The following is a 6,831-nucleotide window of genomic DNA, read 5'->3' as shown; positions in this document are numbered from 1 at the left end:
ACCCTGTGGAACAGCCCCGTGAAAGCAACGGGCGGGCGAACTCCGAGAGTTCGCCCGCCCGTCGTACCGCGCCGGATTCGTCCGGCCCGTGGTGGAGCGTCAGCCGGCCAGGGCCTTGTCGATCGCCGCCGTGAACGCCTCGGGCGTCTGCGGCAGCGGGTCGATCTTCTTGCCGTCGACCTTCAGCGTCGGGGTGCCCGTCACGCCGCTCTTGTCGAAGGTCTTGGACATCTCCAGGGCCCACCGGTTGAACGTGCCGTCCTCGACGGCCTTCTTGAACTCGGCGTTGCCCTTGAGCGCCGGGACCTGGTCCGCGACCGTCAGCAGGTAGTCGTCCTTGGCGAACTTGTCGTCCTTCTCCTCCGGGTGGTTCGCCGCGGAGTAGAGGGCCGTCTTGTACTCGAGGAAGGCCTCGGGGCTCACGTTGAGGGCCGCGCCCAGCGCGCTCAGGGCGTTCTTGGAGCCGCTGCCGGGGATGCCCTTGTCGATGAAGGTGGCGCCGATGTACTGGATCTTGTACTTGCCGGCGTCGAGGTCCTTCTTGACCTGCGGGCCGATGGACTGCTCGAAGGTCGCGCAGACCGGGCAGCGCGAGTCCTCGTACAGCTCCAGCGTCTTCTTCGCGTCCGCCTTGCCGACGATCACGGTCGTGCCGTTCTCGCCCGTGGTGTTCTTCGGCGCGACCAGGGCCGCGTCCTTGGCCTTCTCCCACTCGCCGGGCTTGTTCGCCTGCACGACCGCGTAGCCGATGCCGCCGGCCAGGGCGAGGGCGGCCACGACACCGCCGGCCACGAACACCTGGCGGCGGGCCCTGGCCTTCTTGGCCTGCTTCTCGCGCTCGGCGCGCAGCTTCTCGCGGGCCGCCGCCTTGTTCGCCTGGCTGTTGCGTGCACTCATGGTGATCTCCGTGGGGTGTGGCTCCGTAAGGAAGCCGGATGAAAGGGGGGGACTGCCTTGCGTACGTCAGGCGCGGGCGAGCGCGCCGAGTACGCGGGGAGGTCCCCGCCGTCCCACGGAATGTGCCGGGAAGCGGGTACGGGCCCGCGAGCCGGCGGGCGCCGGCCCGGAAGCGCGCCGCGGAGCCGGGCCGAAGGCCGCGACCACCTTGGCCGAGGCCAGCCGCAGCGGCCGGAAGGCGCAGGCGGCGGCCGCGCTCAGCAGCCGGCCCAGCGCCCGCTCCCCGTGCCGCAGCCACACCGAGGCGAGCAGCCCGACGGAGACGTGCGCGCCCAACAGCAGCCAGGGCGTCCACGGTCCGGGAGCGGCCGCCAGCAGCGCCGCTGGGTCGGCGGCTCCGCCCGCCTCGGCCAGCGGACCGCCCACGGCAGGGCCGCCGCACAGGTAGTCCAGGCCCAGGGCGCGCAGCGGGCCCGAGACGGGGCCGCCGGCGGGCCCGTAGCAGAGGTGCTGCCCGGTGGTGAAGACGGTGTCGGCGGCCAGCTCCAGCGGTACGAGGAGACCGGCGATGGGGCCGAGGCCCCGCTCGCGCCCGGCCAGGGCGTAGGCGATCGCGAACACGGCGGCGAAGGCCCCGCCCACCAGGGACGGAGGCAAGGGGGCCCGGGACATCAGGACGTGCGAGCCGGCCGAGAGCAGCACGACGAACGCGCTGAACAGCGCGGCCCGCAGCCCTCGTAGCCCTACCCCGGATATGTCCATCGCCGCGAGTGTGCCATGAGTCCCTGTGGATCCGGGCCGCAGGTCCCGAACAGGGCGCCCGGGAGGGGGGTGCGGGCCCGCCGCTACGGCATGATCCGCCCGTTGCGGAAGAGGTCCACGAAGATCTGGTGGTCGGCGCGGGCCCGGGCCCCGTAGGCGTGGGCGAAGTCGACCAGCAGCTGCGCGAAGCCCTCCTCGTCGGCGGCGATGGCCGCGTCGATGGCCCGCTCGGTCGAGAACGGGACCAGCGTCTGACCGCTCTGCTGCTCGTCCGCCGCGCCGTGCATGGTCGCCGTCGCCCGGCCCAGGTCCGCGACCACGGCCGCGATCTCCTCCGGGTCGTCCAGGTCGGACCAGTCCAGGTCCACCGCGTACGGGGAGACCTCCGCCACCAGCTGCCCGGCCCCGTCCAGCTCGGTCCAGCCCAGCCACGGGTCGGCGTGCGCCTGCAGCGCCCGCTGGGAGATCACCGTGCGGTGTCCCTCGTGCCGGAAGTACTCGCGCACCGCCCGGTCGGTGACGTGCCGGGACACCGCCGGGGTCTGCGCCTGCTTGAGGTAGATCACGACGTCGTTCTCCAGGGCGTCGCTGTGCCCCTCCAGCAGGATGTTGTACGAGGGCAGGCCCGCCGAGCCGATCCCGACGCCCCGGCGGCCCACCACGTCCTTGACCCGGTAGGAGTCCGGGCGGACCAGGGACTCGTCGGGGAGGGTCTCCAGGTACCCGTCGAAGGCGGCGAGCACCTTGTAGCGGGTGGCCGCGTCCAGCTCGATGGTCCCGGGGCCGGGGGAGAAGCGGCGTTCGAAGTCGCGGATCTCGGTCATCGAGTCGAGGAGCGAGAAGCGGGTGCGCCGGCGCGCGTCGCGCAGGGCGTCCAGCAGCGGGCCCTCGGCGGTGTCCAGGGTGAAGGAGGGAACCTCCTCGTTCTTGGCCCCGGTCGCCAGCGCGTGCACCCGCTCCCGGTAGGCGGCCGCGTACGTCCGCACCAGGTCGCTGATCTGCTCGTCGCTGAGCGCCTTGGTGTAGCCGATCAGCGCGACGGAGGCCGCGAAGCGCTTGAGGTCCCAGGTGAAGGGGCCGACGTACGCCTCGTCGAAGTCGTTGACGTTGAAGACCAGCCGGCCGTTCGAATCCATGTAGGTGCCGAAGTTCTCGGCGTGCAGATCGCCGTGGATCCACACCCGGCCCGTGCGCTCGTCCAGGTAAGGACCGCCGTGCCGCTCGTGCTCCAGGTCAGCGTAGAAGAGGCAGGCCGTGCCCCGGTAGAAGGCGAACGCGGAGGCCGCCATCTTCCGGAATTTGACCTGGAAGGCGGCGGGGTCGGCGGCCAGCAGCTCACCGAACGCGGTGTCGAACACGTCGAGTATCTGCTCGGCGCGCTGCTCGTCGGTCGTCTCGGGAACCGCCATGGCGGGTGCCTCCATGCGTGGTGCGGGGTGGAACGCTTTTCGGACACTTCCGTTGGTCGTGCAACGCACGACCGTACCCGCCAGTGCCCCGGATCTGTCACCCGGGAGACGTAGGATTCAGAGCTGCCGCCCCTCTCTCCCCTCCGGAGGCCCCCACCGTGACCAAGCCGCCGTTCACGCACCTGCACGTCCACACCCAGTACTCCCTGCTGGATGGTGCCGCGCGGCTGAAGGACATGTTCAACGCGTGCAACGAGATGGGCATGACGCACATCGCCATGTCCGACCACGGCAACCTGCACGGGGCCTATGACTTCTTCCACACCGCGAAGAAGGCCGGGGTCACGCCGATCATCGGCATCGAGGCGTACGTCGCCCCCGAGTCCCGGCGCAACAAGCGCCGCATCCAGTGGGGCCAGCCCCACCAGAAGCGCGACGACGTCTCCGGTTCCGGTGGCTACACGCACAAGACGATCTGGGCCGCGAACTCCACGGGCCTGCACAACCTCTTCCGGCTGTCCTCCGACGCGTACGCCGAGGGCTGGCTCACGAAGTGGCCGCGCATGGACAAGGAGACGATCAGCCAGTGGTCCGAGGGGCTGATCGCCTCCACCGGCTGCCCCTCCGGCGAGGTCCAGACCCGGCTGCGCCTCGGCCAGTTCGACGAGGCGCTCAAGGCCGCCTCCGACTACCAGGACATCTTCGGCAAGGGCCGCTACTTCCTGGAGCTGATGGACCACGGCATCGAGATCGAGCGCCGGGTCCGTGACGGGCTGCTGGAGATCGGCAAGAAGCTCGGCATCCCGCCGCTGGTGACGAACGACTCCCACTACACGTACGCGCACGAGGCCGGCGCCCACGACGCCCTGCTCTGCATCCAGACCGGCAAGAACCTCTCGGACCCGGACCGCTTCCGCTTCGACGGCACCGGCTACTACCTGAAGTCCACGGACGAGATGTACGCGGTCGACTCCTCGGACGCCTGGCAGGAGGGCTGCGCCAACACCCTCCTGGTGGCCGAGCAGATCGACACCACCGGCATGTTCGAGGCCAAGAACCTCATGCCGAAGTTCGAGATCCCCGAAGAGGGCTACACCGAGATCACCTGGTTCCGCGAGGAAGTGCGGCGCGGCATGGCCCGCCGCTACCCCGGAGGCGTCCCCGAGGACCGCCAGCGGCAGGCCGAGTACGAGCTCGACGTCATCATCCAGATGGGCTTCCCCGGCTACTTCCTCGTCGTCGCCGACTTCATCATGTGGGCCAAGAACCAGGGCATCGCGGTGGGCCCGGGCCGAGGCTCCGCCGCCGGTTCGATCGTCGCGTACGCCATGGGCATCACCGACCTCGACCCGATCACCCACGGCCTGATCTTCGAGCGGTTCCTCAACCCCGAGCGCGTCTCCATGCCCGATGTCGACATCGACTTCGACGAGCGCAGGCGCGTCGAAGTGATCAGGTACGTGACCGACAAGTACGGCGACGACAAGGTCGCCATGATCGGCACGTACGGAAAGATCAAGGCCAAGAACGCCATCAAGGACTCCGCCCGGGTCCTCGGCTACCCGTACGCCATGGGCGACCGGCTGACCAAGGCGATGCCCGCCGACGTCCTCGGCAAGGGCATCGACCTCAACGGCATCACCGACCCCTCGCACCCGCGCTACGGCGAGGCCGGCGAGATCCGCGCGATGTACGAGAACGAGCCGGACGTCAAGAAGGTCATCGACACCGCCCGCGGCGTCGAGGGCCTGGTCCGCCAGATGGGCGTGCACGCCGCCGGCGTGATCATGTCCAGCGAGCCGATCGTCGACCACGCCCCGATCTGGGTGCGGCACACGGACGGCGTGACCATCACGCAGTGGGACTACCCCCAGTGCGAGTCGCTCGGCCTGATCAAGATGGACTTCCTGGGCCTGCGCAACCTCACGATCATGGACGACGCCGTCAAGATGGTGAAGGCCAACAAGGGGATCGACCTCGATCTCCTCGGCCTGCCGCTCGACGACCCCAAGACCTTCGAGCTGCTCGGCCGCGGCGACACCCTCGGCGTCTTCCAGTTCGACGGCGGGCCCATGCGCTCCCTGCTGCGCCTGATGAAGCCCGACAACTTCGAGGACATCTCCGCCGTCTCGGCCCTGTACCGGCCGGGCCCGATGGGCATGAACTCGCACACGAACTACGCCCTGCGCAAGAACAAGCAGCAGGAGATCACTCCGATCCACCCGGAGCTGGAGGAGCCCCTCAAGGAGATCCTCGGCGTCACCTACGGCCTCATCGTGTACCAGGAGCAGGTGCAGAAGGCCGCCCAGATCATCGCCGGCTACTCGCTCGGCGAGGCCGACATCCTGCGCCGCGTGATGGGCAAGAAGAAGCCCGAGGAACTGGCGAAGAACTTCGTCATCTTCGAGGCGGGCGCCAAGGAGAAGGGCTTCAGCGACCAGGCGATCAAGGCGCTGTGGGACGTCCTGGTCCCCTTCGCCGGCTACGCCTTCAACAAGGCCCACTCGGCCGCGTACGGCCTGGTCTCCTACTGGACCGCCTACCTCAAGGCCAATTTCCCGGCCGAGTACATGGCGGGCCTGCTCACCTCGGTCAAGGACGACAAGGACAAGTCCGCGATCTACCTGAACGAGTGCCGCCGCATGGGCATCAAGGTGCTGCCGCCGAACGTGAACGAGTCGGAGTCCAACTTCGCCGCCCAGGGCGACGACGTGATCCTCTTCGGCCTCACCGCCGTGCGCAACGTCGGCCAGAACGTCGTCGAGTCGATCATCAAGACCAGGAAGGCCAAGGGGAAGTACTCCTCCTTCCCCGACTTCCTGGACAAGGTCGAGGCCGTCGTCTGCAACAAGCGCACCGTCGAGTCCCTGATCAAGGCCGGCGCCTTCGACGAGATGGGCCACACCCGCAAGGGCCTGGTCGCCCACCACGAATCGATGATCGACAACGTGGTCGCGGTCAAGCGCAAGGAGGCCGAGGGACAGTTCGACCTCTTCGGCGGAATGGGTGACGAGGACGCGAGCGACGAGCCCGGCTTCGGCCTCGACGTCGAGTTCTCCGACGTCGAGTGGGAGAAGTCCTACCTGCTCGCCCAGGAGCGCGAGATGCTCGGCCTCTACGTCTCCGACCACCCGCTCTTCGGCCTGGAGCACGTCCTCTCCGACAAGACCGACGCCGGCATCTCCCAGCTCACGGGCGGCGAGCACTCCGACGGAGCCGTCGTCACCATCGGCGGCATCATCTCGGGCCTCCAGCGCAAGATGACCAAGCAGGGCAACGCCTGGGCCATCGCCACCGTCGAGGACCTGGCCGGGTCCATCGAGTGCATGTTCTTCCCCGCCACCTACCAGCTCGTCTCCACCCAGCTGGTCGAGGACACCGTCGTCTTCGTCAAGGGCCGCCTCGACAAGCGCGAGGACATCCCCCGGCTGGTCGCCATGGAGATGATGGTCCCCGACCTGTCCAACGCCGGGACCAACGCACCCGTCGTCCTCACCATCCCCACGGTGAAGGTGACCCCGCCGATGGTGACCCGACTGGGCGAGATCCTGCGCCACCACCAGGGCAACAGCGAGGTGCGGATCAAGCTCCAGGGGCCGCGCACCACCACCGTGCTCCGCCTCGACAAGCACCGGGTCAAGCCCGACCCCGCGCTCTTCGGCGACCTCAAGGTGCTGCTCGGCCCGTCCTGCCTGGCCGGCTAGTACCGCCGTCCGCGCGCCCGCCGCGCACGGACCCCGCACGTGGGAAGGGCCCGCCCCGG

At 69.2% G+C, this 6,831-nt stretch carries 4 protein-coding genes; 1 reads left to right on the top strand and 3 read right to left on the bottom strand.

Annotated elements, in window-relative coordinates; translation table 11 throughout:
* Positions 1-99: 99 nt before the first annotated feature.
* From ACWGDE_RS34140 to ACWGDE_RS34130, 3 genes are all read right to left on the bottom strand, one after another.
* Positions 100-897, bottom strand: coding sequence for a DsbA family protein (locus ACWGDE_RS34140; protein WP_453392938.1), 798 nt, complete (start codon positions 895-897; stop codon positions 100-102).
* A 66-nt stretch (positions 898-963) separates the two neighbouring features.
* Positions 964-1,659, bottom strand: coding sequence for a hypothetical protein (locus ACWGDE_RS34135; RefSeq protein WP_453392937.1), 696 nt, complete (start codon positions 1,657-1,659; stop codon positions 964-966).
* An 83-nt stretch (positions 1,660-1,742) separates the two neighbouring features.
* Positions 1,743-3,068, bottom strand: coding sequence for a DUF2252 domain-containing protein (locus tag ACWGDE_RS34130; RefSeq protein WP_453392936.1), 1,326 nt, complete (start codon positions 3,066-3,068; stop codon positions 1,743-1,745).
* A 158-nt stretch (positions 3,069-3,226) separates the two neighbouring features.
* Here ACWGDE_RS34130 and dnaE point away from each other — a divergent pair, with 158 nt between their 5' ends.
* Entirely contained in the window at positions 3,227-6,772 is a 3,546-nt protein-coding gene (gene dnaE / locus ACWGDE_RS34125) for a DNA polymerase III subunit alpha (RefSeq protein WP_453392935.1), read from the top strand.
* Positions 6,773-6,831: the final 59 nt, after the last annotated feature.

The organism is Streptomyces sp. NPDC054956, from assembly GCF_053609185.1.
The sequence above is the reverse complement of the archived record's forward strand: the minus strand, read 5'-3'. Positions and strand labels throughout refer to the sequence as shown.

Bases quoted from the DNA above. Each gene is read 5' to 3' on its own strand.
- ACWGDE_RS34140 (WP_453392938.1), bottom strand. From the start codon at position 897: ATGAGTGCACGCAACAGCCAGGCGAACAAGGCGGCGGCCCGCGAGAAG.
- ACWGDE_RS34135 (WP_453392937.1), bottom strand. From the start codon at position 1,659: ATGGACATATCCGGGGTAGGGCTACGAGGGCTGCGGGCCGCGCTGTTC.
- ACWGDE_RS34130 (WP_453392936.1), bottom strand. From the start codon at position 3,068: ATGGCGGTTCCCGAGACGACCGACGAGCAGCGCGCCGAGCAGATACTC.